Annotated in this window: 28 protein-coding genes; 8 read left to right on the top strand and 20 right to left on the bottom strand. The window is 56.5% G+C overall.

Annotated features, from left to right (window positions below; genetic code table 11):
• Positions 1 to 22: 22 nt before the first annotated feature.
• Together JRC49_08845 and JRC49_08840 are read right to left on the bottom strand one after the other, a co-directional pair.
• On the bottom strand, positions 23 to 1,135 hold the full coding sequence (locus tag JRC49_08845) for a GGDEF domain-containing protein (GenBank protein ID QTE69913.1): 1,113 nt from the start codon (positions 1,133 to 1,135) through the stop codon (positions 23 to 25).
• 155 nt (positions 1,136 to 1,290) lie between these two features.
• Positions 1,291 to 1,605: a hypothetical protein gene (locus JRC49_08840; GenBank protein ID QTE69912.1), complete on the bottom strand. Its 315-nt coding sequence runs from the start codon at positions 1,603 to 1,605 to the stop codon at positions 1,291 to 1,293.
• 850 nt (positions 1,606 to 2,455) lie between these two features.
• Between JRC49_08840 and JRC49_08835 the strand changes: the two genes are divergently transcribed.
• A complete protein-coding gene (locus JRC49_08835; protein ID QTE69911.1) occupies positions 2,456 to 2,905 on the top strand; it encodes a hypothetical protein in 450 nt (149 codons plus the stop codon).
• 18 nt (positions 2,906 to 2,923) lie between these two features.
• On the opposite strand, the gene JRC49_08830 is transcribed toward JRC49_08835, so the two are convergent.
• Positions 2,924 to 3,871 (bottom strand): AEC family transporter, encoded by a 948-nt coding sequence (locus JRC49_08830; GenBank protein QTE69910.1) that lies wholly within the window; start codon positions 3,869 to 3,871, stop codon positions 2,924 to 2,926.
• Positions 3,872 to 4,031: 160 nt separating this feature from the next.
• Here JRC49_08830 and JRC49_08825 point away from each other — a divergent pair, with 160 nt between their 5' ends.
• The 4 genes from JRC49_08825 (at position 4,032) to JRC49_08810 (ending at position 7,652) form a co-directional block, all read left to right on the top strand.
• Positions 4,032 to 5,201 (top strand): NADP-dependent malic enzyme, encoded by a 1,170-nt coding sequence (locus tag JRC49_08825; protein ID QTE69909.1) that lies wholly within the window; start codon positions 4,032 to 4,034, stop codon positions 5,199 to 5,201.
• Positions 5,202 to 5,242: 41 nt separating this feature from the next.
• Complete coding sequence (locus JRC49_08820) at positions 5,243 to 6,649, top strand: 2-hydroxycarboxylate transporter family protein (GenBank protein QTE69908.1); 1,407 nt, start codon at positions 5,243 to 5,245, stop codon at positions 6,647 to 6,649.
• A gap of 101 nt (positions 6,650 to 6,750) precedes the next feature.
• Positions 6,751 to 7,359: a hypothetical protein gene (locus JRC49_08815; GenBank protein QTE69907.1), complete on the top strand. Its 609-nt coding sequence runs from the start codon at positions 6,751 to 6,753 to the stop codon at positions 7,357 to 7,359.
• Entirely contained in the window at positions 7,356 to 7,652 is a 297-nt protein-coding gene (locus JRC49_08810) for a Dabb family protein (protein QTE69906.1), read from the top strand. Before JRC49_08815 ends, JRC49_08810 begins: the two co-directional genes overlap by 4 nt.
• A 182-nt stretch (positions 7,653 to 7,834) precedes the next feature.
• On the opposite strand, the gene JRC49_08805 is transcribed toward JRC49_08810, so the two are convergent.
• From JRC49_08805 to JRC49_08795, 3 genes are read right to left on the bottom strand one after another with little or no spacing between them, the layout of a single operon-like run.
• Complete coding sequence (locus JRC49_08805) at positions 7,835 to 8,092, bottom strand: 30S ribosomal protein S18 (protein QTE69905.1); 258 nt, start codon at positions 8,090 to 8,092, stop codon at positions 7,835 to 7,837.
• A gap of 24 nt (positions 8,093 to 8,116) precedes the next feature.
• The gene (locus JRC49_08800) at positions 8,117 to 8,548 is read right to left on the bottom strand and encodes a single-stranded DNA-binding protein (GenBank protein QTE69904.1); all 432 of its coding nucleotides are present in this window, start codon (positions 8,546 to 8,548) and stop codon (positions 8,117 to 8,119) included.
• A gap of 20 nt (positions 8,549 to 8,568) precedes the next feature.
• Positions 8,569 to 8,988, bottom strand: a complete 420-nt coding sequence (locus tag JRC49_08795) for a 30S ribosomal protein S6 (protein ID QTE72854.1) — start codon at positions 8,986 to 8,988, stop codon at positions 8,569 to 8,571.
• Between the two features lie 221 nt (positions 8,989 to 9,209).
• Here JRC49_08795 and JRC49_08790 point away from each other — a divergent pair, with 221 nt between their 5' ends.
• On the top strand, positions 9,210 to 9,968 hold the full coding sequence (locus JRC49_08790; GenBank protein ID QTE69903.1) for a hypothetical protein: 759 nt from the start codon (positions 9,210 to 9,212) through the stop codon (positions 9,966 to 9,968).
• Between the two features lie 146 nt (positions 9,969 to 10,114).
• Here the strand turns inward: JRC49_08790 and JRC49_08785 are convergent, their stop codons facing one another.
• The 4 genes from JRC49_08785 to JRC49_08770 all read right to left on the bottom strand — a co-directional run bounded on the left by JRC49_08785 (position 10,115) and on the right by JRC49_08770 (position 15,107).
• A complete protein-coding gene (locus tag JRC49_08785; GenBank protein ID QTE69902.1) occupies positions 10,115 to 11,455 on the bottom strand; it encodes a PLP-dependent transferase in 1,341 nt (446 codons plus the stop codon).
• Positions 11,436 to 12,833 carry a thioether cross-link-forming SCIFF peptide maturase gene (gene scfB, locus JRC49_08780; protein QTE69901.1) on the bottom strand — a complete coding sequence of 466 codons (1,398 nt, stop codon included), beginning with the start codon at positions 12,831 to 12,833 and terminating at the stop codon, positions 11,436 to 11,438. Before scfB ends, JRC49_08785 begins: the two co-directional genes overlap by 20 nt.
• A gap of 60 nt (positions 12,834 to 12,893) precedes the next feature.
• Positions 12,894 to 13,046: a six-cysteine ranthipeptide SCIFF gene (gene scfA / locus JRC49_08775; GenBank protein ID QTE69900.1), complete on the bottom strand. Its 153-nt coding sequence runs from the start codon at positions 13,044 to 13,046 to the stop codon at positions 12,894 to 12,896.
• Between the two features lie 96 nt (positions 13,047 to 13,142).
• The gene (locus tag JRC49_08770; GenBank protein ID QTE69899.1) at positions 13,143 to 15,107 is read right to left on the bottom strand and encodes a hypothetical protein; all 1,965 of its coding nucleotides are present in this window, start codon (positions 15,105 to 15,107) and stop codon (positions 13,143 to 13,145) included.
• A gap of 220 nt (positions 15,108 to 15,327) precedes the next feature.
• Between JRC49_08770 and JRC49_08765 the strand changes: the two genes are divergently transcribed.
• Complete coding sequence (locus JRC49_08765) at positions 15,328 to 15,852, top strand: hypothetical protein (protein QTE69898.1); 525 nt, start codon at positions 15,328 to 15,330, stop codon at positions 15,850 to 15,852.
• A 66-nt stretch (positions 15,853 to 15,918) separates the two neighbouring features.
• Here the strand turns inward: JRC49_08765 and JRC49_08760 are convergent, their stop codons facing one another.
• From JRC49_08760 to JRC49_08720, 9 genes are all read right to left on the bottom strand, one after another.
• A complete protein-coding gene (locus tag JRC49_08760; GenBank protein QTE69897.1) occupies positions 15,919 to 16,377 on the bottom strand; it encodes a hypothetical protein in 459 nt (152 codons plus the stop codon).
• Entirely contained in the window at positions 16,367 to 16,579 is a 213-nt protein-coding gene (locus JRC49_08755; protein QTE72853.1) for a helix-turn-helix transcriptional regulator, read from the bottom strand. The genes JRC49_08760 and JRC49_08755 overlap by 11 nt, the downstream gene beginning before the upstream one ends.
• A 137-nt stretch (positions 16,580 to 16,716) precedes the next feature.
• Positions 16,717 to 19,752: a DUF4981 domain-containing protein gene (locus tag JRC49_08750; GenBank protein ID QTE69896.1), complete on the bottom strand. Its 3,036-nt coding sequence runs from the start codon at positions 19,750 to 19,752 to the stop codon at positions 16,717 to 16,719.
• A 72-nt stretch (positions 19,753 to 19,824) separates the two neighbouring features.
• Positions 19,825 to 20,145, bottom strand: coding sequence for a hypothetical protein (locus JRC49_08745; protein QTE69895.1), 321 nt, complete (start codon positions 20,143 to 20,145; stop codon positions 19,825 to 19,827).
• Between the two features lie 4 nt (positions 20,146 to 20,149).
• Entirely contained in the window at positions 20,150 to 20,533 is a 384-nt protein-coding gene (locus tag JRC49_08740) for a hypothetical protein (protein ID QTE69894.1), read from the bottom strand.
• Between the two features lie 87 nt (positions 20,534 to 20,620).
• Positions 20,621 to 21,460 carry an HAD hydrolase family protein gene (locus JRC49_08735; protein ID QTE69893.1) on the bottom strand — a complete coding sequence of 280 codons (840 nt, stop codon included), beginning with the start codon at positions 21,458 to 21,460 and terminating at the stop codon, positions 20,621 to 20,623.
• A gap of 23 nt (positions 21,461 to 21,483) precedes the next feature.
• On the bottom strand, positions 21,484 to 22,020 hold the full coding sequence (locus tag JRC49_08730) for an NUDIX domain-containing protein (GenBank protein QTE69892.1): 537 nt from the start codon (positions 22,018 to 22,020) through the stop codon (positions 21,484 to 21,486).
• Positions 22,021 to 22,053: 33 nt separating this feature from the next.
• Entirely contained in the window at positions 22,054 to 22,866 is an 813-nt protein-coding gene (locus tag JRC49_08725) for a hypothetical protein (protein ID QTE69891.1), read from the bottom strand.
• Positions 22,863 to 23,459, bottom strand: a complete 597-nt coding sequence (locus JRC49_08720; GenBank protein QTE69890.1) for an RNA polymerase sigma factor — start codon at positions 23,457 to 23,459, stop codon at positions 22,863 to 22,865. Before JRC49_08720 ends, JRC49_08725 begins: the two co-directional genes overlap by 4 nt.
• 175 nt (positions 23,460 to 23,634) lie before the next feature.
• Between JRC49_08720 and recO the strand changes: the two genes are divergently transcribed.
• Positions 23,635 to 24,366 (top strand): DNA repair protein RecO, encoded by a 732-nt coding sequence (recO, locus tag JRC49_08715; GenBank protein ID QTE69889.1) that lies wholly within the window; start codon positions 23,635 to 23,637, stop codon positions 24,364 to 24,366.
• 38 nt (positions 24,367 to 24,404) lie between these two features.
• Here recO and JRC49_08710 read toward each other — a convergent pair whose 3' ends face one another.
• Positions 24,405 to 25,295, bottom strand: coding sequence for an alpha-hydroxy-acid oxidizing protein (locus JRC49_08710; GenBank protein QTE69888.1), 891 nt, complete (start codon positions 25,293 to 25,295; stop codon positions 24,405 to 24,407).
• Between the last annotated feature and the right edge of the window lie 88 nt (positions 25,296 to 25,383).

The following is a 25,383-nucleotide window of genomic DNA, read 5'->3' as shown; positions in this document are numbered from 1 at the left end:
CGCTGACAGAAAAAGGAGCGGATCACTGATCCGCTCCTTTTTCTGTATCATCCTGCTCCCTGATCCTCCGGTCCCGTCCGTTTTGCCGGTAGTATTCCGCCTTGTCCGCGTACATCCATTCATCCGACCTGCGGAGCATATCCGAAACGGTATCCTCCCGGCCGCTGCGCATGGAATATCCTACGGAAACAGAATATCCCCTGTCTTTGATCAGGTTCTTCAGGCCGTACATGGTGTCGCGCACCACCGTTTCATCCTGGCGGATATACAGCAGCACAAATTCATCTCCGCCGATCCGGTATGCCGTGATTCTCCGGCCGGCCACTTCCTCCATACTTTTGCCGATGGCCTTCAGCGCTTCGTCTCCCGCCTCGTGGCCTTTGGAGTCGTTCAGCTCCTTCAGTCCGTTCATATCCACAGAGGCCACCGCCGTAACCAGCGCAGCGTACCGCTCGGAGTCCTCATAAAACGCAAGACGGTTCCTTAGCCGCGTCAGCGGATCCCGGTTCGTGTCATAGAACCAGATGAACATATACAGGAAAATGCTGCTGATCATAATCGCGGCATTGACGTAGTCTGTATCCATATCCCAGTCCAGCAGGGCCGCCACCAGGCAGGCGATCGCGCAGATATAAAGCACATACCGGTCCCGCGGCCGGACCTCATACCTGAACCGCGCCCAGGTGGTCAGCACAGCAAAAACAATATAGAAGAAGCAGACGCTGAACACCGTCAGGCCCAGCGGTCCCCTGACAAAACAGTTTTTTTCCGTAATCTCAAAGGCAATCGGGGTAAAGAATGCCGAGCAGTATACCAGCGCGTTCAGGATAAACGGAATCCACAGATAGAAAGGCCGTTTCCCCTTCGGATAAACAATCTGGGCAATGCTCATCGCCGCAGCCGGACGCGCAATATAACCAATCACCGAAAAAACAAGGCGCAGGACGTACCTGTCCTGTTCCTGCTGGGCCCAGACGTCCAGGGAATCAGCCGCAACCAGGACAATGGTACTGAACACCGTCAGCCAGAAATAGCGCAGGCCGGTATCCCCTGCGCGCCTCTGGCTGCGAAGCTTCATGGTAAAACCAACGATCAGGAAGATCGTGATGAAGTGCCTGTTCAGTATATACGTCACAGTCCGGCATGATCCTTTCTGGGCATATTCACCGGTACCCGGTGCGTAAAATCCCGGTTATCTGCAAATATTGTAGCACAGAGCAGACAGCCCGCAAAAGAGTAAAACCGTTTCTGCCTGTACAAAAACGGTTTTTGCCCTTTCCATCCCTTCACTCAGCGGGAGGGAACAGGGGTGCCGAAGGGAAAGGCCCGCTCAGGTTCCGGGCCGGTTCCGACAGGGCAGATTTCAAGCTCCGCCCCGCGGATCAGTTCTTCTTTGATCAGCATACGGACAACCTTTTCCCAGTCCTTTTCCCGAACCATAACCGTCCATCTTTTATCTTCCGCGGGCGTGTGGAAGATGTTTACGAAAAAGATGTCCGAGAAAGGCATCTTAAAGGGGATATGTTCATCCTTCAGTATTTCACGGACCTGAAGCACATCTTCAGTCTTCCATTCAGGGCCGATATTTTTCCAACAATGCATCATAATCAATTACCTCTTTTCTTTTATGCCCGCTGCAATGCGGGCCCAATTATCTGTTTTTTGGGTAGACGAAACACACCGTCTGATGTGCCGGATTCCGTCCGGCTTCGTTGACTCAGGCTGTTATCCTGCCGGTATGGCAGCTTGTATCATTTAAGACAGGCTATCGTTCTGATCCTTCAGGTTTTACTCTCCCTGGGTTCGGTCAATAACCGTCCCGAAATGTCTCACAGCTTTATTATTCCTCAACAGCAGCCAGATCCGTCTTGCTGTAATAATCCTCATAATCAATCCAATCCTTTCCTGATATACGTCGTGAAAATTCCTGGTTTCACCCGGGTCGTTCCCGGTTTCCGGAAGAATGCGGAGTATAAAAAGGCCGCTTACCCATTCGGATAAGCGGCCGTATAAACTGAGCAGAGCCTGGAATTATACTCCGGAGCTCTTCAGCCTGGCGGACACAGATCCGATGGATATGAACTTAGTCTCACGCTTAGTCAGCAGGTTCTTAATCATCCTTGCATTCCTCATTGGAAGAGCTCCTTTCTTTAAGAATTGCGTAGACTATACAACGGTTCGAAAGGCGTGTCAAGGGGGTTTTGACCATTTTGTCTATTTTTTGTTCTTTTCTGCGTACATTTTACACCGCTGTTACATCTTTTTCGATCCGAACGTTGTGCAGCCTTGTATACAGAGGTCAGGAAATAACTCCGGACTCGTTCAAAGCGCTTTCCCGGTAACGAATTTGTACGGATTATTAACAAAAAAGTAATAACATAATCCACAATATATGGTATAATATCGCCCAGAAAAACACAAACGAAATGGGGAAGCAGCTTTGGCAGTTCGTCGTATGAACAGCATACAGGGATATGCCCTTCCGCAACAGGAAGGCCTGTTTTCTGTCCCCGGCCGTCAGCAGCTTTCTTCCCCTTATTCTTCCAGGCAGGTACAGGACTGGACCAGAGGACTGAACGCAGGTTCCCGGAATCGGGGCGTCGTCACGGAAACCGTCCACGCCCTGCCCGTTTTTTCTTCCCGCGGCATCCGGTGGGACGTGCTGCTGATTACGCTGGCACTGGTTATGATCCTGTTCTTCGGGGTGTTGTTCTCTGACCTGCAGGCGCTGAACGCTGGCGGACAGCGGATCGGCCAGCTTTCTGAAGGCATTGCCTCCCTGGAAGACAACAACGCCCTGCTGCAGGCACAGCTGGAAACCTCCCTGCTGAACGTCGCCCGCAGCGCCACCGTGAGCACCCTGACCCTTCCCGGAAGCGGGACGCTTACCGGGAGCGCACGGTAATCTTCGTTTTTCAGTTTTTCACAGAAGCAGTCCCAGCCGGGACAGCGTAAAGATAAAGACAAAGATGGTCGCGAGGGAGGCCACGGTGCTCACAAAGACCAGCTGCCCCGCCAGCTGTCCGTCCCCGCCCATATTCTGGGCCATGGGATAGGATGAAGTGGCAACGGGAGTGCCGAAGATCATCAGGATCAGGAACAGCTCCACGCCCCGCAGACCGATCAGATACGCAAAAGCCACCATTACAACCGGCAGGAGGATCAGCCGGATGACCAGCACAACGCTGATTGTCCGGCTGTTCTTTTTCAATTCATCAAACTTCAGGTTCGCGCCAAGCACCACCAGGGCAATGGTCGTTGCCGCCCCGGCCAGTGAGGATACCGGCGTTGCGACGAAGGAAGGCAGCCGGATCTGCAGCAGGTAGAAGAGCAGGCCCACAACGCAGCCCTGCAGGAGCGGGTTTTTCACAATGCCCAGCAGGAGCGCGCCGGGCCGTATCTTTCCGCCCTCCCGGAACAGCTCCAGCACAATGACCGCCGCGATATTGAAAATGGAAACCATGATCATGATCATCATACCGCAGACAGAGGACTTCTCCGTGCCGAAAACATAGGTGGTCAGCGGGATGCCGTAGATGATGAAATTGCTGCGGAAAATACCCTGGATCACAACGCCCCGGCGGGGATTCTCCTTCACGATCTTCGGGACGATGATCACCAGGAGTACTACCAGCAGGATCACCGAAAGCGAGCCCATAAGCATCAGCTTCACGGAGGGCATGTTTTCCGGCTTCGCGCTGTAAACATTATTGAACATCAGGAAGGGAAAAAAGAGCCGGTAATTCAGCGCGTTCAGCCGGTCCATGAACGGCCGGTCCGTCAGCTTAAGCCGGACTGCCGCAAAGCCGATCCCCAGCAGGATCAGGAACGGTCCTACCGCGTTGAAGGCAACCATAAAGCTTTCCAGCATCCGTTTACGCCTCTTTTCCCTGTTGGTGTTTTTATTATACGCTCAGCCCTTTTTCCGTTCAAGGCCAGCCAATGTTTGCCATATTTGGTCTTGTTATTTTCCGATTTCTCCATTATAATGAATACAACCAAAAAACATTTTTTATAAGGAGGGCATCCCTTTGAATTACGCTGAGGAGTCCCTGCGTCTGCATGGCGAATGGCAGGGTAAAATTGAAGTTGTTTCCCGTGTTCCCGTAAAAACCAAAGATGATCTGTCCCTTGCCTACACGCCCGGTGTTGCCCAGCCCTGTCTGGAAATCCAGAAGGATTACGACAAGTCCTTCACGCTGACGCGCAGGCATAATCTGGTTGCCGTGATTACAGACGGTACCGCGGTGCTCGGCCTGGGTGATATCGGTCCGGAAGCCGGTATGCCCGTGATGGAAGGCAAATGTGCCCTGTTCAAGGCCTTCGGCGACGTGGATGCCTTCCCGATCTGTATCCGCAGCAAGGATGTGGACGAAATCGTACGGACCATCTACCTGATTTCCGGCAGCTTCGGCGGCATCAACCTGGAGGACATTGCCGCACCCCGCTGCTTCGAGATTGAACGCCGGCTGAAGGAGCTGTGCGATATTCCCGTGTTCCATGACGACCAGCACGGCACCGCCGTGGTTGTGGGCGCTGCCCTGATCAACGCCCTGAAAGTGGTCAAGAAGGACATCGGCGAAGCAAAAGTCGTGATCAACGGCGCCGGCAGCGCAGGCATTGCCATCGGCAAGCACCTGCTGAACCTGGGCGTGAAGCATATGAAGATGGTGGACCGCTTCGGTATCCTGTGCGAGGGTGAACAGATGAATCCCGCCCAGGAAGCCATGGCGAAGATCACCAATCCGGAGAAGTTCTCCGGCAAGCTGGCGGACGCGATGAAGGGCGCGGATGTGTTCATCGGCGTCAGCGCGCCGCACATCGTCAGCCAGGATATGGTCCGCTCCATGGCCGAAGACCCGATCATCTTCCCGATGGCCAACCCCACCCCGGAAATTGAGCCGGACGAAGCCCTGGCCGCCGGAGCCGCCGTGGTCGGCACCGGACGGAGCGATCATCCCAACCAGATCAACAACGTGATGTGCTTCCCCGGCCTGTTCCGCGGCGCACTGGACGTCCGTGCCACAGACATCAACGAGGAAATGAAGATGGCCGCTTCCCTGGCCCTGGCGGGTCTGGTTTCTGATGAAGAGCTGAAATCTGATTATATTCTCCCCCTGGCCTTTGACAAACGTATCGGACCCGCCGTGGCAGCGGCGGTTGCGAAGGCAGCACGCGACAGCGGCGTTGCCAGGATCTGATCCCCCCCCGGTTTCGGTTTCCCAATACGATTTAAGGAGGAATGTCTGTGACTACCGCACCCAAGGAGAAAAAACCGTTCCAGCTGTTTAACCTTCCCCTGCCGATCTTCCTGATCATCACTGCGGTGACGATCCTGGCCACCTATCTGGGCGTCCTGCCCGCCGGGATGGCCGGCTGCTTCCTGTTCATGATCGTACTTGGAACGATTCTGGGCTGGATCGGCGATCATACGCCGATTATCAAAGACTATCTGGGCGGCGGCGCCATCGTGTGTATCTTTGGTTCCGCACTGCTGGTTTACTTCGGAATCCTGCCCGCGGCCAAGACTGTGGACGGTGAGACCATCTACAACATGACCCTCCCCTTCGGCAAGCTGGATCTTGTCGGCAGCATCAACAAGTTCTTCAAGGGCGACGGCGCGTTCCTTGACTGGTACATCGCCGCCCTGATTACCGGTTCCATCCTGGGCATGAACCGGAAGCTGCTGATCAAGGCCGCGGCCCGTTACTTCCCCGCCATCTTCGGCGGCCTGATCCTGGCCTTCGGCCTGTGCTGCGGCGTAGCTGCCATCATGGGCTATCCAGTCATGAACGCCCTGCTGCTGATCGCCCTGCCGATCATGGGCGGCGGTATGGGTGCAGGCGCAACCCCGCTTTCCAAGATCTTTGAAAGCAGCAGCTCCATGACCGCGGCGCAGGCACTGTCCGTCATGACGCCGGCAGTCGCCATCGGCAACGCGGTCTCCATCGTGCTGGCCGGCGTGCTGGTGAAAGTGATCAAGGGCAAGATGAACGGCAACGGCGCCCTGATGCAGGCCGGTTCCATCGATCCGAAGGAACTGGAAATCAGCCCCGAGATGAAGGAAAAGCGTGAATCCCTGAGCCTGCAGAACATGGGCATCGGCCTGCTGGTCTCCGGTGCGTTCTTTGCCTGGGGCTTCATCCTGGCCGGCGCCTGGAAGGCTCTCGGCACCGGCATCACCATCCATGCCTACGCCTGGATGATCATCACGGTTGCCATCTGCAAGATCACCAATATCATCCCCGAGCGGATCGAGATTGCCTGCTACCAGTGGTTCCAGTTCATCATGAAGAACCTGACCAACATGCTGCTGGTCGGCATCGGTATCTGCTACCTGGAGATTGGCACGGTCATCTCCTCCTTCAGCCTGACCTACCTGCTGCTGTGCGCGGCCACATGTATCGGTGCCTTCGTCGGCGCGGCGTTCATCGGCAAGCTGGTGGGCTTCTATCCCTTCGAATCCGGCGTCACCGCCGGCCTGTGCATGTCCAACATGGGCGGCACCGGCGACGTTGCGGTGCTGTCCGCCGCAAACCGGATGGAACTGATGCCCTTCGCGCAGATCTCCTCCCGCCTGGGCGGCGCGATCATCCTGCTGCTGGCCAGCCTGATGCTCTCTGTCCTGTCCCAGTTCATTGTGGTATAATTCGCAATTCAGAACTAAGAATTCAGAATTATCAAGTGTTCTCCGCGGCAGGGACAGCCTGGCTGTCTCTGCCGTTATTTCAGTCATAAGGAATAAAGAATATGCCAGATAAATGCATCCGGTGCGGCGGTCCGGCCGCATATCCGATCCGGGCCATTGAAGTCCGTACGCTTCCCGTACGGGGACTCGGCGGCGAGCGGAAAGTCCAGGCCCTGGGAGATGAAAAAGAGAGCTGTGTCTGTGAACGCTGCGCCCGGGAGCAGCTGAACCTGTCCCTGGATCCCGTCCGGGCTGTGAAACCCCAGCTGGTCCGATTCGGTGCCGTTTTCGCCGCGGGACTGCTGATTGAGGCTGTTACCTTCCTTTTCCTGAAAGACAACCGGCAGGTTTTTCTCCTGCTGGGAATCGCCGCCTTAATCTGCGGCGCGCTCGGTATTTATGACGTCCTGAAAAAGGCAAAGGAAAAAAGTGCCTCCCTCCGGGCCCTGCCGGAGGCGGAAGCGCTGGAGGAAGCCGCCTGGGATGTGTTTGTCGCTGCCGCTCCGAAAAAGGAAGACGTCAATGACCTGACCTATATTCCCGTGAATGAGAAGACCCGCAGCCGGAAAAACGGTGATCTGATGATCCTGTACCACCTGCTGCCGGAAATCGCGGTGGAAGCGTGGAAACGCCTTCACCCGGAAAATACAGACAAAGGAGAAAACCAATGATCCGTCACATCGTCATGTTCAAAATCAAGGATGAATTCAAGGATGAGATTCCCCAGCTGGTCAAAAACTTCTACGGCATGAAGGGGAAAATCGAAGGCATGGTCAGCCTGGAGGCCGGCGCCGACTTCCTGCACAGCGATCGCTCCTACGACCTGGCCCTGATTACCGAGTTTGAGACCCGGGAAGCCTTCGACGCCTACCAGACCCATCCGGTGCATATGCCCGTGAAAAAGCGGATGCACGAGGTACGCAGCGCCTCCGTCGCCTGTGACTATGAGATCAGGGATCTCTGATCCCTGATCAATGCACAATGCATAGTGTTTTACACCTGAAGCAAAACAGCACGACAAGCAAAACGATCGTGCTGTTTTTTTGTTAAAGCCGCCTGAACAAACCAGCATAATTATGAATTGTGAATTATGAATTATGAATTAAAAAAACTGCTCCGAAATTCGGAGCAGTTTTCTGATACATCTTATTCCACCGTGTAGGGCATCAAGGCGATGGCACGTGCGCGCTTGATGGCCTCGCTCAGCTGACGCTGATGCTTGGCGCAGTTGCCGCTCATCCGGCGGGGCAGAATCTTGCCGCGCTCATTGGTGAAGCGGCGCAGGCGGTTGATATCCTTGTAATCGATGTATTCAATCTTGTCAACGCAGAAGCTGCAAACCTTCCGGCGGGGACGACGTCCTCCGCGGGGGCGCGGTCTTCTTTCGCCACGTTCTTCAGACATTGGCTTTATCCTCCTTTTCGAGCGTTAGAACGGCAGCTCATCGGTTTCCACAGCAGTGAAACCGGCTGCCTGGGAATCAGCAGAGGGAGCTTCGGGAGCAGCGGAAGCAGCATAGCCGCCGGCTTCTCCGTCATTCCGGGAAGAAAGGAATTCCACTTCATCAGCCGTTACTTCCAGGCTGGCACGGGTGGTGCCGTCGTTGCCTGTAAAGGTACGGACGCTGACCGGTCCGATAACGCAGACCTTGCGGCCCTTCGCCAGATACTTGGCGCAGAGTTCTCCGCGCTCACGCCAGGCAGTCACGCGGAAGAAATCCGCTTCAGGCTGTCCGCCCTGAGCATCACGGCGCTGCCTGCGGTTTACCGCAACGGTAAAGTCACAAACGTTCACACCGGTAGTGGTGGTGCGCAGTTCAGGATCACGGGTCAGGTTTCCGATGATTGTCAGCTTATTCATGTTTCCCTCTCCTCTCAGACTTACTCTGCATCAGCAGCGGGAGCTTCTTCTGCAGCAACTGCAGGAGCGGCTTCCTCAGCAACGGGAGCTTCATCCACAGGAGCGGCAACGGGAGCCGGCCTTTCGGCACGGGGCTTCACCGAAGAACGCTTCTCGACCAGCTTGATCACGAGATAACGGAGAACGTTCTCGTTGATCTGCAGGTTACGCTCGAGCTCGCGGGGCAGTTCGACCGGTGCATTGAAGTTCACCAGCACGTACCAGCCTTCGGTCTTGTAGTCGATCGCATAGGCCAGGCGGCGCTTGCCCCATGTTTCATCGACTTTCTCGATCTCACCACCGTTGTTAGTGATCAGCGCGGAAACCTTCTCAATCAGTTCCTTACGGGCGGCTTCCTCCAGATCAGCGTCGATGATGTAGATCATTTCATACCTGTTCATCATTCTTTCACCTCCTCACGGACTTTTGGCGCTGCTTTCTGCAGCGCAAGGATGTGCCAGGTACGGATTATATCAAAGAAATCAACGGTTTGCAAGGGTTTTTTTCATGATCTTTCGGTCCTTTTGAAAGCCTGTCCCGAAACCACAAAACGTGGTATAATTCTTGTATTCCATTCCATATGTAGTAGCCGGATAACAAGCCCCGCAGGAGGAAATTTTTCATGGAGACTTCCGTTTTAACCGGATCCCGGAAGCCGGCAGGCAATACCGCTACCACCTGGCTGAAAATCATCGCCCTGGTGTTCATGTTTATCGACCACGCAGGCAAGATGTGCTTTCCGAACATCCCAGAGATGCGGATGCTGGGCCGGATTGCCTTTCCGATCTATGCCTGGTGCATGATCGTCGGTTTTCACTATACCCGCAGCGTACCGAAATACCTGCTGCGCATCCTGATCACCGGCCTTGTTTCCCAGCCCCTGTATATGCTCGCCCTGAATCACACCTGGAGGCAGCCCAACATCTTCCTGACGCTGTTCCTGGGGCTGTGCGCCCTGTGGGGCATCCGGGAAAAGAAATACCTGAGCCAGATCTGGGCGCCGGCTGCCGCGATGGCCGCAGCCATCCTCGTGGGAGCAGACTACGGATGGCGGGGCGTGCTGCTGTTCATCATGCTCTATGCGGTACAGGAAAGCCGTCCGGGCATCGCCGCGGTCATGGTTTCCTATTTCCTCTTCTGGGGATCTTCCTACAGCATCACGAAGAGCCTGTTCGGCCTTCCCATCAACATGGACGCGCTTCCGGCCGTCCTCTCCCAGCCGCTGTCCGCCTTCCTGCGGATGGAAACTTACGCGCTTCTCGCCCTGCCGTTCATCCTGATTCCCTTCAAAAAGGATCTGAAGCTTCCCCGCTGGGTCGGCTACGCCCTGTATCCCGCACACCTGGCGGCGTTATACGCATTGGAACAGATCATGAAATGAGCTGCTCCAATGCGTAATTCACAATTCATAATTCATAATTCACATTACAGTTTTTTTCTTGTGCTCTTTTTTCGATTAAAAAGGCAGTGTGTTTGTCATCAGCACTGCCACAAAGCAAATAATCATTATGAATTATGAATTGTGAATTATGAATTGACTACAACATCACATTCTGTGATGTTGTAGTACCTCATGCATTCCGCGGCCTGCTCCGTGATTCTTTCTCCCGCGATGATCACCGGAACCGCCGGCGGACAGCTGACGCAGGCATCCGCAAGCAAGCGGCCGACAGCCAGGTTTACCGGCAGCGTCTCCCGCGGAGAGAACATGGCCTCCCGGATCGACAGGACCTTTTCCGGCACCGGCAGTTCCGGCGGTTTTTCCTTTATATGCTTCCTCTGCAGAATGCCCCGCAGGGCTGAAAGCAGCCGTTCCAGGTCTCCCTCCGGCGTGTCCGCGGAAGGCATCATCACCAGGTATTCCCTGTCGGCAAACTCACATTCAATGCCGTGATCCCGCAGCATGTCATGCAGTTCTTCTCCGGTATATCCCCGGTCAGCCGTACATAAAGTCAGCTTCAGCGGTTCATCCCCGGCAAGCGTCCAGCCCTCCTCACAGAGGGTCTTTTTGAGTTCCTTCAGTTTTTCCGTCATCCGGCGCAGGCGCACCGGATAATCCCCGGCAAGCTCCCGGTTCATCCGGTCCAGGGACTGCAGGATCAGCCACGAGGGGCTTGTGGAGGCGAACAGGGACATCGCCTGCTCCGCCTGATCCGCCCATTCTTCCGGTGCGTTCGCGGACAGGTGCAGATAGGCTGCGCCCGTCAGGCAGGACAGGGTTTTATGAGCCGAATCACAGCAGGCATCCGCCCCGAGGGTGATCGGATGGCAGTCCTCCGGCAGGAATTTCAGGTAAGCGCCGTGGGCATTGTCCACCAGCAGCGGCACTCCGTGGCGGTGACAGACCTCCGCGGCAGCCCGCAGATCCACCTGTCTCCCCAGGTAATCCGGAGAAGTCAAGTAAACCGCCATATACTGTTTCTGATCCAGTTCCCGGTCCAGCGTCTCCGCGGAAACGGCACAGGAAAGCAGATCCTCTCCCGGCGCGGGCAGCAGCCAGTCCACATCCAGGTCCAGCAGCGCCGCGGCAGTCATCAGGGTATGATGGGCATTCCGCCCGGCCAGCAGCCGTGCGGGAATCCCCTTTTTCTTTGCGGAAAGCAGCGCCAGGTACAGCATCCCCCGGATACACAGGGAAGAACCCTCCGCGGAATAAACCGTACGGGCAGTTCCGAACAGGGCGGCGGCATTCTCCTCGCTCCGGCGGATGATCCCCTCGGAGCGGTACAGCACGTCCGCTCCTCCGATCTCCGTCAGGTCGAAGGCCTCCGGTCCGGTCAGCGGCTTTCCCTTGTGTCCCGGCATATGCATGCGCACGGGATCGGATTCCGCGTACTCCCGGACAAAATCACAGATCGGCGTTTCCATCCTGTTGTTCCTCAGCATCTGCCTGCAAGGCAGCCTGCAGCATGATCGCGCACTCCATCCGCTTGCGGAACAGCTCGCAGCCGTATTTGTACACACCCCGGACTGAACCGGTCGCGTGATACGCGTTGGCCGCGCAGCCTCCGGAGCAGTAAAGCTTGGCCCAGCAGTCCCGGCACTCTTCCCGGGCATAGACGTTGCAGGAGGCGAACTCCTGCTGAACCGCGGTGTTGGTCACGCCCTGCCAGACGTCGCCCAGGCGGAAGGCTTCCTCTCCGACAAACTGATGGCAGGGATACAGATCGCCCCAGGGGGTCACTGCCATGTATTCCGTACCGGATCCGCAGCCGGAGATCCGCTTGTAGATGCACGGGCCGCCGGAAAGATCCAGCATGTAGTGATAGAAAGTAAAGGGCCTTCCTTCCCGTTTCCGCTGAAGCATCAGCCGGGCCAGGTCCTCGTACTGCTGCAGCACGATGGGCAGGTCCTCCTGCGTCAGGGCAGCGGGATCATTCTCCGCGCAGACCACGGGTTCCATGCTCAGCTCCGTGAAGCCCAGATCCAGCATGGTCTGGATATCCTTGAGGAAATCCGGATTCGCGTGGGTAAAGGTCCCCCGCATATAGTAATTCTTGCCTTCCCGGGCTTTGACCAGCTTCTGGAACTTCGGCACAATCCGGTCCCAGCTGCCGTTTCCGGCATAGTCCACCCGGCAGCGGTCATGGATTTCCTTCCGTCCGTCCAGGCTGAGCACCACATTGCTCATTTCCCGGTTGGCAAAGTCGATGACATCATCATCAATCAGCATACCGTTGGTCGTCAGGGTGAAGCGGAAATTCTTGTTCTTTTCCTTCTCGATGCTGCGGGCATAGGCCACCAGCTGCTTCACCACGTCAAAATTCATCAGCGGTTCGCCGCCGAAGAAGTCCACTTCCAGGTTGCGGCGGGTGCCGGAATGGGCCACAAGGAAATCCAGGGCCTGTTTGCCCACCTCGTAGGACATGACGGCCCGATCCCCGTGATACTTGCCCTGGCTGGCAAAGCAGTAGGCACAGTTCAGGTTGCAGGTGTGCGCGACATGAAGGCACAGGGCCTTGACCACGCCGGCGGTCTTCTGCTTCAGCTCTCCGGCCATGGGCTCAAACACGTCCGGAGAGAACAGGGTTCCCTGTTCCTTCAGGGCGGTAATCTGATCCCAGCACTCCCCGATTTCCGCGGGATCCTCCCCGAAACGGGCGGCCATTTCCGCAACGATCTGCTCCCGGGATTTCTCCTCATAGCAGCCGATGATCTCATAGGCGATCTCATCCACCACATGCACAGACCCGGAGCAGGTGTCAATGACGATATACCAGTCGTCCAGATGATAACGATGAATCATTTTCTTTCTCCGATAACATAAAATGCCGCCGAAAGGCGGCATAAGTGATAACCCGGTTAATTACTTCGCGCTCTTCTTGTTCTCGCACTGCTGATTGGCAATACCGCAGCTGGTCTTGCAGGCGGACTGGCAGGACGTCTGGCATTCGCCGCAGCCGCCCTTCTTGGCGCTTTCACACAGATTACGGGTATTCAGAGTCTTAATATGTTTCATGATTAATTCCTCCATTCCACAGACTTCAACAGGTATTTTAACACAAACCTCCGCATTGCGTCAATCGTGCCCTTTATAAGGTTTGCAGGGTTTCGATTACAGCACGAAGGAGATCATATCGCTCATGGTATCCTCGCCGAAGATATCATTGAAGATGAAGCAGAAGAGCATCTCGTGTTCTTCCTCCTCGTCGCTCAGATCCTCATAGGTGACGGTCATGCCGTCCTGCCAGATGATCTTGTCGCCCTCGAACTCGGTCTCCTGCAGTTCTTCCTCCTCCTCGGAGGCATAGTACATGGTGTAGACCGGAATAATCTCGTCGCCGGGCTTCAGGCGGGTGGTTGTACGGATCGGCAGGCCGTTCTCATCATAACCGGCGTTGGCGCCGATAATCCGGCCTTCCGTGCCGCCCGCCGGGAACACAACCACCAGGTAGGTGTATTCCCCGTTCAACTTCACCGGGATCAGGCTGCGGCGGCTGTGCTCATTGCTGGTCTGGTCATACAGCGGCACCGGCTGTCCGCCGAAGACCGGCCAGGTACCGTCATACAGGCTGACAACCGTACCGGACTCCCAGTCAATCAGGTTGTTCTGCATCAGGCCGAAGTCCACATAGCATTCCATTTCGTCATCGCTCATGTCCATGAGCAGCATACCTTCCACATAGTCCAGGTATGCCAGGTCTTCCTGGGAAACCACAGCGGTGAAACCTTCATCGCTGTCGCCGATGCTGTATTCTTCCGCCTCATAGTCTTCCGTGTAGCACTCTTCTTCATCATCCCACAGCATGCCGCCGAAGAGCCAGGAGGTGGAGGAAACAAACGAATCGGAGAATTCCATATCATCCGTAATCTGGCAGGCGGAAGAAGTGCTGATGTGATAGCTTCCGCCCTGCAGCTGATCCACATAACCGTTGACGAAGTCCACCCAGTTCGGGATCACGTCGGACAGGTCAAAACCATCCTTATACTCGTCAAAGGATTCCGTCGTATCCTGGGGAATCAGGATGGACAGGCCGGAGCAGGTGCCCAGGTTGGCCGTCTGATTGCTCAGGATCACCGCCTCGGAGAGGCTGCGCTTCACGTTAGCCGCGGTTTCGGAGTCGAACTGGGCATAGGCATCCAGGGCGGTACCCAGGTCCACCATGTCCCAGCTGCCATCCGCAAAGGAACCAAAGGTATACATACGGCTGCGGCCGCGGCGGATCGCGGAAATGTTCCCGCTGTCGATCTGGCCGGACATCACAGAGGCAAACTGCTCCATGCGGGTTTCCAACGCGCTCATTTTCGACAGGTCCACCGCGCTGAGCGTCAGGTAATCATCCGGATCATTCTTCAGGCCCTCATCCATGTAGCTTTCGATAATGGCGCCGCACAGATCCGTATCTGACAGATCGGGATCATTCTTCAGCAGATCCAGCCAGGCGGTATAGTACCAGCCCGTGCCGGGTTCAAGTTCCTCACTGGCGACATAGTATCCGATATCATGATGGGAAAGCATGGCCGCCATTTCATAGGTAGCCATCATGCAGGCGTCGCAGCCGAAAATATTGATATGATAGCCCGGAACCGACTGATCCAGCGTGTTCAGCACACTGTTGATCTCCGCAATCGTCAGGCCGTCGTCATCCGCGGTTTCGTCAAAACATACGCCGCCCTCGGAACCGGCGCCGTGATCCCACAGCACCACGATGGTCCTGTCCGCGGGATATTCCGTCAGGCCGTAGCGCAGGAACTCTTCCAGGCTGTCAGGGTCACCCATGGAACCTTTTCCCCAGTCATCCAGCGACTCAAAGTAACCGTCCCGGATCACCGCCAGCGTCCGGCGGTTGCCCTTCAGGTCTTCCAGATCCCACTCCTTCGCGCCGCCGGCCAGCACAACCACGTTGATCGCGTCTCCGGCTTCCACCTCGGCCATCTCCACCAGATCCTCACAGCCCGCATCCTGCAGGTCTGTTCCGCACATATAAACCAGCAGGGTGGTTGTTTTCCCCTCAGCCTGGGTACAGCCCAGGGCAAAAAGCAATACAAGTAACAAAACGGCGCCTATGATCTTTTTCATGTCTACCAGATCCTTTCAGACAAACAATCCGTCACGCATTATATACAAAGCATCCACAGCCGGTCAATAGGAGAATGGCAAAGATTGTGTAAACGTTTGTAGAAAACGTGGTTTTATTTGCATATTTCGATTTTTTCTGTATAATAAACAAGGTTTGTGTCGTCATAGAACGAACATCATCAAAAAGATCAGGGGCTCCCCCTGAGAGAAGAGGTGCTTTATGAAAAAGCTGTTTGCCCTTGCACTGGCCCTGTGCCTGCTGTGCTCCTTTGCCCTGGCGGAAGAAGAAGTCCCCACGCTCAACTGGTCCGATGTTGAAGATCAGGTCAAGGAATCCGGCTCCTTCCAGCAGGTTGCGTTCCAGGATGTGGCCACCCTGCTGTACTGGGTTCCCAACAACATGGCCGCTATCGATGTCAACCAGATCCAGGCCGACCCTGCTCCGGTTGCCGTGTTTGCCACTGAGGACGGCAATTACTCTATCTCCGTCTTCGCGCTGATCATCCCCAGCCTGGAAGAGTATCTGAACGGTCTTTCCGCCAATGGTACCGCCAATTTCAAGAACGTTACCATTAACGGCATTGACTGCGTCGCCTGCGAAAACGAAGCCAAGAACTGCGATATCCTCATCGTTCCGATCACCGACACTTCTGTGCTGGTTTACAACTTCATGCCCCTGAACGGCGACGACGGCTGGGATGCCACCAAGGTTGCTATCATCTCCTCCATCCAGGTGGCTCAGTAATTAAAGTTTATCCGTCAACAGAAGAAGCACGGCGCAGGCCGTGCTTCTTTTTATATCCGAATCAGCTTACTCTTCCCCGACGTCATCCAGTTTGGAACGCCTTTTCTCATACAGCACCCTGAGTACTTCCAGGACAACAAAGCAGACAATATAGGTCCCAACCGCAAACGCAACAGCGATCAGGATATCGTTTGTGCCGATATCCTTTTTCTGGATGAGTTTAATCACATTCAGCACGCCGATGATTGCCGCGGGAATAATGCTGACAGCGGCATTCCTCTTCCTGGTCGGCGTGGCACTTCTTGTCCACAGGCCGTTTTTCAGGGAGGTGGCCAGCACATAGGCGCCGCCAACCAACAGTACAATCAGTTCCCCGGCAATCTGCCGGATGGAATCCCCGAGCAGCAGCTGGACGACGACTGCAAGCGCCAGGCCCCAGAAAAGAATCCAGTAGCCGTACTCTTCCATCTTCAGCATCTTCTGATCCTGCATTTCATCCAGGGTGTTGTTTTCGTTATGCTTCATCTTCATTCTCCTCTCCGAATAAATCGTCAAGACTCTTCCCAAGGACACGGCAGATTGCGCGGCAGAGACGGATGGTCGGATTAAATTCCCCCTGTTCAATCGCGTTCATTGTCTGGCGGGAAATACCGACAGCCTCCGCAAGGGCCTTTTGCGTCATATCCTTTTCAGCCCGGGCTGCTTTGATTTTCAGGTTGCGTGCGATTGGAACCCCCTCCCTTCGACAGCAGATTAACATAAACGCGACCTTGTGTCAAGTATATATTACATATATTTATTTATACGCGACACATTCGCACAAAAAAGAAGCACGGTGCAGGCCGTGCTTCTTGATCATTCATATCAGATTCCCTTAAACGAGAACTCAAAGCGGAGCGGTTTGGACACATCCAGCAGGTATTCCGGATGGGTGCGGGCCCCCCAGCTGTCATCCCCGGCGATCCCCATCTGCCGGGTGCTCAGTTTCAGCACCGTGTAATTCACCGGCGGAAGCTCATAGCCATGGGCCGCGTTCTCAATTTCATGGGGCGTCCAGGGCAGGGCGGAGAATTCTCCTCCGTTCAGCCACAGCTTCAGCCCCTGGCCCTTTGCGTCGGTGACCTCCGCCCAGCGGACGCCGGTCCGGTTGCCGCATTCCTGGGGAAGCAGGTAGGGCGTCAGGTTCTCTTCCGCGCGGTAGTCCCAGATCCCGAGGCGGGCGCCTTCCCGCCGGTCGATATAGTTCTCCTGCGGCCCAAGGCCGTAGAAGCGCACCCGGTCGCAGTCCGCGCTGAGCTTCGCGATCATGCCGAACTCCGGCATCTCACCCAGCTCCTTTACCGGAGCGTAGTCCATGCGCACATCCACCCGGCCGCAGGGGCGAACCCGGTAGGTTACCGCGCAGGACGCGGCGGGCTTTGTAGGCAGGTCATAGGTCATGGTAAAGGTCACGCTGCCGTCTGCTTCCTGCTGCGGACGCACGGCGGCGTTCTTCTTCGATGTTTCCGGATCAAAACCGGCCATGCAGTACTGGGAAGCGATCTTCCACTGGGCATAGCGCTGCGGCATACGGTTGCCGTAGTCGTTGTTTGTGGGAGCGCGCCAGAAGTTGGGCAGCAGCGGCGCCTTCAGGTATTCCGTTTCACCCCAGCGGTAAGAGGTCAGCGCGCCGGTGAGCCGGGAGAACTGAACGCTGAAATGATCGCCGCGTACGGTGATATTCCAGGGACTGTTCATGAAGAAGAGCTCCCCGCTCAGGTGCTGACAGGCATGTTCCTTTTCCTTCACGGACCAGACGCCCTGGCCGAAGGCGGTCTCAAAGCCTTCGGAAGCCCAGGGGGTGTCCTCCCGCAGGCGGAAGGATACGGTCACCGTATACTCACCCGGCTCGGTCTGCTTACCGAAGGGCAGCGGATACACCGCGGAGGAAAGCGGCGCCACGTTGGTTTCAATTTCCCGGCGGGCAATTTCCTTTCCGTCCCGGGCCAGCACCGCAACGCAGCGGAAGGCAGCAGTGGAGGTAAACATGTGCCGGTTGATGACTTCCATCTTTTCCGCGTCCGGCCGGACAACAATATTCTGGTAGTTGTACTTTACTTCCTGCAGCTTCGGGGTTTCCCGGCCGTCGGCAAAGACGATGCCGTTGCCGCAGAAGATCCCGTCCGTCGGCCGGTCATCCCAGTCGCCGCCGTAGGTGAGCGTTTCCTTTCCGAAGCGGTCCCGCATGACCAGGCCCTGGTCAATAAAGTCCCAGATAAAGCCGCCCTGATACAGTTCCTCTTCATATGCCAGCTCCGTATATTTGTGCATGGCGCCGTTGGAGTTACCCATGGAATGGGTGTACTCACAGAGGATGAAGGGCTTCTCCCGGTGCTCCTTCAGGAATTCACGGATCTTGTGGGCGGGCGTATACATTTCCGTTTCGATATCGGTGATCTCCCGGAGCCGCAGGGCCGGATCGAAAAAGTCCACCTGATGGTCGCCCTCGTAATGCACGGGGCGGGTGGGATCCAGCCGTTTGAACTCCCGGCTCATGGCCAGGATCACGGGGCCGGTCAGGCTTTCATTGCCGCAGGACCAGATGATAACGCTGGGATGGTTCCGGTCCCGCTGCGTGACGGAGCGGACCCGGTCCAGGAGCATCGGCTCCCACGCCTTCTGCGCACCGGGGAACATCTGGTCGATTTTGATATAACCCTGCCAGAGCATGTCCCACATGCCGTGGCTTTCCATGTTGTTTTCATCAATGATATACAGGCCCAGCTCATCACACAGCCGGTAAAGCATGCTGGCATTCGGATAATGGCTGGTACGGATTGCGTTGATGTTGTTCCGCTTCATGGTCAGCAGATCCCGGCGAACCTTCTCCTCCGTGACTGCCCGGCCGGTTTCACCGCAGAAGTCATGACGGTTGACACCCTTGAACACCACGCGGACGCCGTTGACCCGGATGATGCTGTCACGGATCTCAATCTTCCGGAAACCCACCTTCTGGACGGCGGTTTCCTCCGTTCCGTCGGGAGCAGTCAGCGTCAGCCGCAGTTCATAGAGATACGGATCCTCCGCGGACCAGAGACGGATCCTGTCCGCCGTGAGGCTTCCTTCCGATTCCATCCGGCCGGAGACTTCCCCGCGGCCCTCTGCGAGCACTTCATCCCTGTCCTTCAGGCAGACGGCCAGGCGGGTTCCCGCGGGGGTTTCCGTCTTTGCCTGCCAGCGCAGGATACCGTTCGTGAAGGTTTCATCCGGCTCCGCGACGATCTTCAGGTCCCACACATGGACGGAAGAAACCGCGTAAAGATACACGTCCCGGAAGATACCGGAAAAGCGCAGGAAATCCTGGTCCTCCAGCCAGCTGCCGGAGCACCAGCGGTACACCCTGCAGGCCAGCTTGTTTTCCCCGTCCCGCAGCGCCTCCGTAAGCTCAAACTCATGGGGCGTGAAGCTGTCCGAGGAGAAACCGATATAGGTTCCGTTCAGCCACAGGGCCACACAGCTCTCCACACCCTGGAAAGAGATAAAGACCCGCTTGCCCCGCATGTTCTCCGGCAGGCGGAAATACTTCACATAGCAGGCAACGGGATTAAAGTTTTCCGGCAGTTCTCCGGGCCGGATATCCGCCAGCCCGTCCCAGGGATATTCCGTATTGGCATACTGGGGCGTCCCCCAGCCCTCCAGCTGGATATGGGCAGGTACATGGATATCGCTCCAGCCGCGGCAGTCCATTTCCGGCTGTTCAAAACCGGGAATCACCTGGGAAGGATTCACGGCATGGGCAAACTTCCACAGGCCGTTCAGGCACAGCCGGTACGCAGGCTCAATCGCATGATCGGAATGCGCGTCCAGTCTGTTTTCACGAAAAAAATCCGGATCCCTGAGCCTGTTTTCATCAAAGAACATAAAGCAAAGCCTCTCTTCATTCTGATGAAAACAATATATCACAGGACCCGGTTTTTTCCAATAATGAAACGTTTATACTTTTCTGTACCTCTGCAGGATACAGTGATAGCCGATCAGCAGTCCGATTGTGATCACGGGCGTCCCAAGGCCAAACCACAGGATGCCCGAATCATGCAGTGCCGGAATCAGCAGCGGAACGTACAGCAGTTCAAACAACACCGCATAGGCAAACCACAGTTTCCCCACGGAGCGGTTATAAGCCCGGACGTCCGTCACCTCCGGCGGCTTTGCGCCGGTATAAAAACCCGCCGCCTTTTCCGACCGCCAGGACCAGATACCGATCCCCAGCAGCAGAAGGCTTACTGCGCTCCAGATTACAAAACCGGCAATCATATCCTCACTCCTGCTTTACCGGCTCTCCGGCTTCCTCCCGGATCCCGGTGAACAATTCATCCACAACCGCCTGGGCGTCCGGCAGCTTTTCATACATAACGTAGAACCTGCCCCGGTCCAGCATGGGACCGACCTTGATGGCCATCCCCGCGCCCATGACGTCCTTCCTCAGGTACGGGATTCCATCCTGCTTCAGCACATCCTCCAGGATGCCGGAGGAAACATAATCCTGCTCCGTCAGGAAGCACAGGTCTCCGGGTTCAGGCTCCCGGACCTGGCTGTGCCAGCAGACAGGGCATTTTTCTTCTTCAAAAATCCGCTTGCATTTCTCGCAGTACATCACTTTACCCCTTTCTCCGCCCTTTCGGCCGGTTTGGCATCTTTCCATGCTGATCATACCTCAATGAACAGCCATGAATACAGGACGCATTCAGAAAAATAGGAACCGGTATTTTCCTTCCGGTTCCTATTACAGTCAGTTTCCTTTTGCCGCCGCGCCCCGGCTTTCCAGGAAGTGCGCCACCGCGTCCTCGTCGTTGCGGCCGATGACCCCGGTCGCGATCCCTTTCAGTTCCTCCAGCGCGTTATCCACCGCATAGGCTTCATCCGCCGCCCGGAACATGGGCAGGTCATTGACGGAATCCCCGAAAACAACCGCCTTCTGAAAGCCATATCGTTCCTTCATCTTCAGGATCGCCTTGGCCTTGGTACAGTTCTGCGGACAGATCTCCACCCAGTACTCCTCCCAATAGGTATCCTTCTGGAAAATGCATTCCCAGCCGGAGTACTGCCGGACCCGTTCATAGATCGGCGCCATCTTTTCCCTGTCATCGATCAGGGTAACGTAGCCAGGCTGGCCGAAGAACAGATCGTCCACTGTGTCCGCCCGCTTCATCAGGGGATCGTTCCTGTAGTACTCCAGGTATTTTTCAAAGCCCGGCGTATGCTCTCCGGGCATGAAGGTTTTAAACATTTTCTCCCCGGAAAAGCAGGAGACAAAGCCCAGACGGGGCAGCTCCGGCAGCATTTCCTTCAGGAGCTTCACCTCTTCTTCCGTGAAGAGGGCCTTTTCCAGATGCTTTCCGGTTTGATTGTCCGCCAGCACCGCGCCGTTCCGGGTGATGACCGGCAGGGACAGCCGCAGGCCGCCGGTAATGGTCCGCGCGCTCTCAACGGAGCGGGCAGTGGCATAGGTAAACGCGAGGCCCTGTTCCACCAGCCGGTTGATCACCGAAACAGTATACGCGGACAGGGTTCCGCTGCTCCGCATCAGGGTTCCGTCCAGGTCAGTAACGTACAGTGTGCTTTTATCCATATTCCCTCTTATCTGTTCAGTGATCAGGCTCCCGTTGTATCCCGCCGGGTATGCGCGCCACGATGGTTCCGCTGGAAGAAGAGCAGATCAATCAGTCCCTTTTCATAGGGAATGAACTGCCCGTCGTCAATCATCTGCATGATCTCATCCCGTGTGGCCCAGCGTACCGCCTGCACTTCCTCATACTGCAGGTGCAGGGTCGACAGATCCACCTCCTGTGTCAGCAGGTAATAATCATCAAAACCGTGCTCCCAGTGCAGTGTCAGAGACGGGCGGACTTCAGAAAGATCAATCTCCAGGCCCAGCTCTTCCCGGGTCTCCCGTTCCGCCGCCGACTGGCTGTCATCCCCGGCAATGGCGCTTCCGCCCACCGTAATGTCCCACATATTGGACCAGCCATGCTTGAAGGGCTGGCGCTGCTGGATCAGCATCCGGCCTTCACTGTCAAAAATGCAGATATGCACCACGATCCGGTAGCAGTTCTCCGGTACCGGCTCGCCGCGCACCATTGTCCGTCCGTTTTTCACCCGGTCTTTGGTATACAGGTCAAACAGCTCCATGGTCCGTGTATTCTCCTTGTGTGTCAGAATCGATCAGTTGCTCTTATGCTTTTTCCGTCGGTTGAGAAGCAGGGCAGCCACAGCCGGTACCGCCAGCACCGCCAGGTATGGCAGCGCAGACAGCAGGAAATCGCCCATATCCGTGAAAAATCCCCCTGCCTGCTGCAGCAGTCCGGACTGTTCCGTTGTCTCCGGTTCATCCGCCGTTCCCGCTTCTTCCGGTTCGGGAACCGGTTCCGCAGTGGGCATGGATGTCGCCGCCGGTACAGGCATCGGTTCCTCCGCAGCCTCCGCCGCTTCATATACAGCGTCTTCCTCTACGGCAGCTCCCATAGCCATGACCGGCGCTTCATTGACCTCCGCCTCATACGACCTGGCATCCGCGGCCGCCGCGTCAGACGCAGCTGCCATGGGAATGCTTGCGGAAAGCGGCATGTTCCCGGCATCCCTGTCCGGATCATATGCTTCGGACTCCGCCTCTTCCTCTGCCGCCTCCTCCACGGCTGTAACAGCCATCTCCGTCATGACCGCCGCTTCCTTCTTTTCCGCGTTCATGGCCGGCCTCATGGTGCCTTTTGTGTTCCGGTACAGCAGCGTGCCGCCGATCAGGAACACAAACATTGCGGCAACGCTGAGGATTCTTGTCCAGCGGACGATGGATACCGGTTTCTTTTCTTCCTTTTCTTCGGCCGCAGGAGCGGCCTGTTTGGCTTCAGTCCGGATGGTACTCATCCAGTTGTCATGGAAGTCCGCGGGCATGGGCGGAACATCCTCCGCCATCTGATCCAGCAGGGCGTCCAGTTCCGGATCATTCTGAAGCATCTTTTCCGTGTCTGTCTGTTTCATGACCGCGACCTCCTTTCATCTATTTTGACGTTCCCCGGCGGAGAAAGTTCCCTTTCTCCCGACAGGATTTCTTTCAGTCTTGCTTTTGCCCGGTTGACCCTGCTTTTGATCGTGCCCTCCGATACCCCGAGAAGTTTGGCCGCCTCCTCATAGGGTACCTTTTCCAGCTGGGTCATGATCAGCGCCTCCCGCTGATCCTCCGGCAGCATGGTGATTGCCTCCCGCAGGCGCTTTTGCTCATCCGCGGCAACCACCTGTTCCTCTGTTCCCGGAGAGGGATCCGCCGGATCAAAGCCCTGTTCCTGCATCGGCTCCATCGACACGCTCTTGTCCCGCTTTTTCTTTCGCAGGTAATCCATGCAGCAGTTGGCCGCAATCCGGTACACCCAGCTTTCCAGAGCACAGTCGCCCCGGTAGCTGTCCAGGCTCCGCCAGATCCGGATCATGGTTTCCTGGCCGCAGTCTTCCGCGCTTTCCCGGTTGCCCGTATAGTGCCAGCAGATCCGCCAGATCAGCTGTTCCAGCGGCGTGATCAGCTGTTCAAACGCTTCCGGATCACCGTGCTGCGCCTTGCGAAGCAGCAGTTCGTCCATGGTGATGATCTGTCTCCTTTCTCCTCCTGCCTCCGCAGGAGGAACTCTACACTCTACACTCTTCACTTAACACTCTTCACAACAGCCCGTTCGCTTGCATTCAACTGTCCCATATGATAGCATAGCTTTAGGAAATACGCCAACCTGCAAACAGGCCCGGAACGCTGAGGATACCATGATTCAGACAGAAAATACCGCCATTGTGCTGCGGCATGTGAACTACCGGGACAACGACCGGATGGTCACCCTTCTTTCCCCTTCCCGGGGTCGGATTGACGCCATCATCCGGAACTGCCGCAAGCCCAAATCCCACAACCTGAACTCCGGCGAGCTGTTCGCGCTGGGGGATTACATGCTGCACGAAAACGGCGGGCACATCACGGTAACCTCCGTCAAACTGATTGAAACCTTCTACCCCCTGCGGAACGACTACGACCGGCTGACCTGCGGCATCTGGCTGCTGAACCTGGCGGAAGCCGTGGCGGAGCCCGAGCAGGAACAGCAGGAGCTTTTTATGCTGCTGCTTCACACCCTGTCCCGGCTGACCTTTTCCGACCAGGAATGGAAACCGCTGCTGGCCGGGTTCCTGCTTCACTTTGCCGCCTGCCAGGGTTTCAAGCCCCGGCTGAACCACTGCGTGTTCTGCGGAAAGAAGCCGGAGGAAAATGCCCCGCTTTTCTTCGACGCGGAAGAAGGCGGCATCTGCTGCGACAGCTGCCAAAGCCGCCGGGACCAGGCACCCCTCTCTCCCGGGCAGATCCGCTGGATGCGGAAAGCGCTGACCACCGGCTCCGCCGCCTGGGTCAACACCCCGGAGGAAACCGCACCCTTCACCCTGCTCCGGGATTATACGGAGCGCCGGTTGGGCAGGCGCATCAAAAGCTCGGCCATGCTTCCCAAGGAATAAACAACGTCCCTGACCAAAGGTCAGAGACGTTTTCTTATTTATCCGTGCCGGTATCCGGCAGGCTCCCAGATCACAGACGGATCCATGTGCTTCAGGTTCTTCGTTCCGGTGCGGATCATCATCGCCTGCAGCTGGCCGTTCGCCTTCTGCAGGGCTTCTTTTACGCCTTCCGCCCCCTTGTCCTTCAGGGGGCCCATCAGCGCCTTGCCCATGGTCACGGCGTCCGCGCCGCGGGCCAGCGCCTTGAAAGCGTCAAAACCGGTTTCAATCCCGCCGTCCGCAACCAGGAGCAGGTCGCTGCCCACCGCCTTCCGGATCTCCGGCAGGATCATCACCGGCGGCACGGCATACCGCATCAGGCCGTTATGATGGCTCAGCACCAGGCCGGCGGCTCCCAGGTCCCGGCAGCGCAGCGCATCCGCCGCGCTCAGCGCACCCTTGATGAAAAAGGGCAGCTTTGTCGCCCGGATATATTTCTCCAGCTCCTCCAGGGTCGGCTGCTTCATCTGCAGGCCCATAACCACGGAATCCTCCGCGTCTTCCACATTGACCGCATGCTCCACATCCATGCCGACCGCCAGGGCGCCGTGCTCCTCCGCGTATTCGATCCGGCTCATGATCTCCTTTTCATCCGCGTAGGGCTTGATGATCTTGATCACCTTTGCGCCGGTGGACAGGACTTTGCCCATCTCTTCATTGCCGCCCATCCCGATGCTGACGCAGGCACCCGCCTGCTTCGCGCCCTCCGCCATGGACGCCAGGTCCAGATGGCTGAGCGCCGCGGTCATAAACGGCATGCTGAAGGTTTCTCCCAGGAACCGGAAGGTTGTGTCCGGCTTCACCGCGCCGACAACCCGGCTCTCCACAAGCAGGGAATCCATATACTCCCTCGCGATCTGTACAGAATCGCCCCTGGCTTCACTGAACATAACCTGTCCCTCCGTTTTCAATTCATAATTCACAATTCATAATTCATAATGATTAGTAACTTCCATCCTCTGGTTGGAGATCATACTG

It is taken from the genome of Clostridiales bacterium FE2011, assembly GCA_017569305.1.
Taxonomy (GTDB): Bacteria; Bacillota; Clostridia; order Christensenellales; family Aristaeellaceae; genus Aristaeella.
The sequence above is the reverse complement of the archived record's forward strand: the minus strand, read 5'-3'. Positions and strand labels throughout refer to the sequence as shown.